Origin of the sequence: Mesobacillus sp. (assembly GCF_049588175.1) — a bacterium.
Classification (GTDB): domain Bacteria; phylum Bacillota; class Bacilli; order Bacillales; family Cytobacillaceae; genus Mesobacillus.
This window is the reverse complement of sequence record NZ_JBAVFI010000402.1, coordinates 1-3,631: the sequence shown is the minus strand read 5'-3', so window position 1 is coordinate 3,631 and position 3,631 is coordinate 1. Positions and strand designations below refer to the sequence as shown.

2 protein-coding genes are annotated in these 3,631 nt (G+C 42.9%); both read right to left on the bottom strand.

Annotated features, from left to right (window positions below; translation table 11 throughout):
* On the bottom strand, positions 1 to 780 hold a 780-nt coding region (gene mutM, locus WB217_RS10115), incomplete at its 3' end, for a DNA-formamidopyrimidine glycosylase (RefSeq protein WP_423993058.1).
* A gap of 69 nt (positions 781 to 849) precedes the next feature.
* Positions 850 to 3,483 (bottom strand): DNA polymerase I, encoded by a 2,634-nt coding sequence (gene polA, locus WB217_RS10110; protein WP_423993056.1) that lies wholly within the window; start codon positions 3,481 to 3,483, stop codon positions 850 to 852.
* Between the last annotated feature and the right edge of the window lie 148 nt (positions 3,484 to 3,631).

Here is a 3,631-nt window from a genome sequence, read left to right as displayed (position 1 = left end):
AACTGTTTTCTCCAGCGGGGTGCCACAAACCTTGCATGGTTCATTTTTACGGCCGTATACAAAAAGCTGCAGCTGGAACATGCCAATCTGTCCCTGGGAGTTTACATATGAACGAATCGTGCTTCCTCCCTTTTCTACTGCTTCAGACAGTGTATTGACAATCTCTTTATACAGCACCGCCTCTTCCTTCTTAGTCAGTGAATTAGCAATGCGTTCAGGGTGAATCCTTGCGCGGAATAAGGCTTCATCAACGTATATGTTTCCTAGCCCCACAAGGATTTTTTGATCGAGAAGCGCTGGCTTTATCTTTCTATTTGTCTTTTTCAGCTTTTCGGACAGCCATTCAACAGAAAACTGCTCTGAAAAAGGTTCAGGTCCTAGATCAGCAAGCGGCTGCGTCTCAAACTCTTTCCCTTTTTCATATAAATGCATTGTTCCGAATTTCCGGACATCTTTATAACGCAATTCTGTACCGTCGGTAAAGTGAAAAATGACATGTGTATGTTTGTCCACTGGGTCACCGGCATTAAATACTCCGTACTTGCCTTCCATTCTTAAATGGGAAACAAGCGCAAGCTTTTCAGTGTAAAGAATAAGGAACTTTCCTCTTCGACCAATTTCCTTTATTATTTGTCCTTTCAGGGCATCGTTAAATTGCTCTGCCTCTTCAGGACGCTTGATCATTTTTGGCCAGGACACTGAAACATGCTTGATCTCTTTTCCCGTTGCAAGAACCTCTAAAGTTCTCCTTACGGTTTCTACCTCTGGAAGCTCAGGCATCCTATCCCGCCTTTCATATGCTTATTTGTAGTCACTGCTGTTATACACCAATTCCGTATATTAATTAGCTTACTTAGCATCATACCAGGTTGGGCCAAAAGCATAATCCACTTTCAGCGGGACTTTAAGTTCAATAGCATTTTCCATTACATCAGGAACGACTTTTATCAGCTTTTCGATTTCATCCTTAGGAGCCTCAAAAATCAATTCATCGTGTACCTGAAGAAGCAGCCTCGACTTTAGTCCCTCTTCCTTAAGCCTGTCAGCCATATCAATCATTGCTTTTTTAATGATATCTGCCGCGCTGCCCTGGATTGGTGTATTCATCGCTGTCCGTTCAGCAAAGCTCCGCAAATTAAAGTTTCGGCTCGTAATCTCAGGGATGTATCTGCGTCGGTGAAGCAAGGTCTGAACATACCCTTTTTGCTTTGCATCCTTTACGATTTCATCCATGTACTCTTGCACACCCGGATAGCTTTCGAGATAGCGTTCGATAAATTCTCCTGCTTCCTTTCTGGAAATGTTTAAGCTTTGTGATAGGCCATAGTCGCTGATTCCATAAACGATTCCAAAGTTTACTGCCTTTGCATGCCGGCGCATATTGGAAGTGACTTCATCTTTGCCCACCTTGAAAACTTCCATAGCCGTTTTAGTATGGATGTCCATATCATTCTGAAAAGCCTCAATCAACTTTTCATCTCCAGCAATATGTGCGAGCACACGGAGCTCAATCTGTGAATAATCGGCAGCAAAGATGATCCAGCCTTGTTCGGAAGGAACAAATGCCTCACGGATTTTCCTGCCTTCTTCCAGGCGGATCGGGATGTTTTGCAGGTTTGGATCTGTAGAGCTTAATCTTCCCGTCTGGGTTAATGCCTGGTTGAATCTCGTATGGACCTTTTCCGTTTCTTTATTGACTACTTTTTGCAGCCCTTCAATATAAGTGGATTGAAGCTTTCCAAGCTGTCGATAATTAAGAATCTCTTCGATAATTTTATGCTTCGGTGCTAGTTTCTCAAGAACATCCGCAGACGTTGAATAACCTGTCTTTGTCTTCTTTGCAGCCGGCAAACCAAGCTTTTCAAACAGGATGACACCTAATTGCTTGGGAGAATTAATATTGAAATGCTCGCCTGCCATTTCAAAAATCCTTATTTCGATTTCTGCCAGACGGCCCTTGATTTCTTCCCCCATATTGACAAGTCGGTCCATATCCAGCTTGACGCCCTGATATTCCATATCTGCCAATACAAGTGACAAAGGCATTTCAAGGCTGCTAAACAGATCATGCTGGTCATTTTCCCATAATTCGTTTTCAAGCTTTTCTTTTAACAAAGCCAAAGCCGCTGCCTTACGGACAAGATGCTCCCCGAGTATTTTCTCTTCCGGAATCCTCCGTTTTGCCCCTTTTCCATAAACCGCTTCGTCAGATTGTACACTCAAGAAACCATGCTGTTTTGCAACTGCAGCTAAATCATCAGGATTCTCAGAGGGATTTATGATGTAGGAAGCAAGCGCAACATCAAAATCAGCACCTTTTAGATGGATTCCACGGTGTCTTAAGCTGACTTCCGAACGCTTTGCATCATAAACAGTCTTTTTACAGGATTCATCCTCAGCCCATTTTTTGAATTCATCAGATTCAAGGGCCGATTTTGCCGGCATATAAAAGCTGCCTTTCTCACTTACGACCGCAAAGCCGATAATATCAGCATAATGATAGTTATCCTCAAGCACTTCAACATAAAAAGTGCTTTCCTTTGCAAACATTTCCGGGGTAATATTGTCTGCCTGTTCAAACACAATATCCTCAAGTTCGACTGTGTTTCCTGCTTCAACATCCCCGCCTAGCTTGTCCAGAAGCGAATTAAAACCCAGTTCTTTAAATATTTTCATGACTTTTTCTTTTTCAGAGCCTTCATATTCCAATTCATTCAAGCTTACTTCTATCGGAGCTTCTCTCGTAATGGTTGCAAGCTCCTTGCTCATCACAGCCTGGTCTTTAAATTCTGCAAGCTTTTCCTGAAGCTTTTTCCCGCTGACTTTTTCTATGGATTGCAGCAAATTTTCAAGCGTACCATATTCTTTCAGCAGCTTAATCGCCGTTTTTTCGCCTACTCCAGGGACACCAGGAATATTATCAGAAGCGTCCCCCATAAGCCCCTTCATATCAATGATTTGTTCGGCACTAAGGCCATATTTCTCCAGGATATGGGCTGGTGTATACTCTTCAATATCTGTAATGCCCTTCCTTGTGATATTGACGGTCGTCTTATCCGAGCTTAGCTGCGTTAAGTCCTTGTCACCGGAAATGACCTTCGTCTCGAAGCCTTCTTTTTCAGCAAGTAAGCTTAAGGTGCCGATGATGTCATCAGCTTCATAATTTTCCAGTTCATATTGAGGAATACCGTATGCGGTCAGTAATTCACGGATAAACGGAAATTGTTCGGATAGCTCAGGCGGAGTCTTTTGCCTGCCGCCCTTATATTCACTGAAGGTTTTATGCCTGAAGGTCGTTTTGCCTGCATCAAAAGCAACCAAAATGTGTGTCGGTTTTTCATCCTCTAGAATTTTCATTAGCATCATCGTAAACCCGTAGACTGCATTCGTATGTATGCCTTTTTCATTGTTCAATAGCGGCAGCGCAAAGAAAGCGCGGTACGCTATACTGTTTCCATCTATCAATACAAGCTTTTTAGACATGAAATTCCTCCTCTTTTTAATTGCACATGTGCCAACAAGTGTCGGTGATATTTCTTTTTTAATGTAGGATGTGTTAAACTAGTCTGTTGATTTCCGCTCCAGGCGCTTCGCTTTCCGGGGGGCGTCAGGTGAGCCTCCTCGTCGCTTT

What these genes read in the sequence shown, in the direction of transcription:
- polA (WP_423993056.1), bottom strand. Translation starts at nt 3,483, where the DNA reads ATGTCTAAAAAGCTTGTATTGATAGATGGAAACAGTATAGCGTACCGC.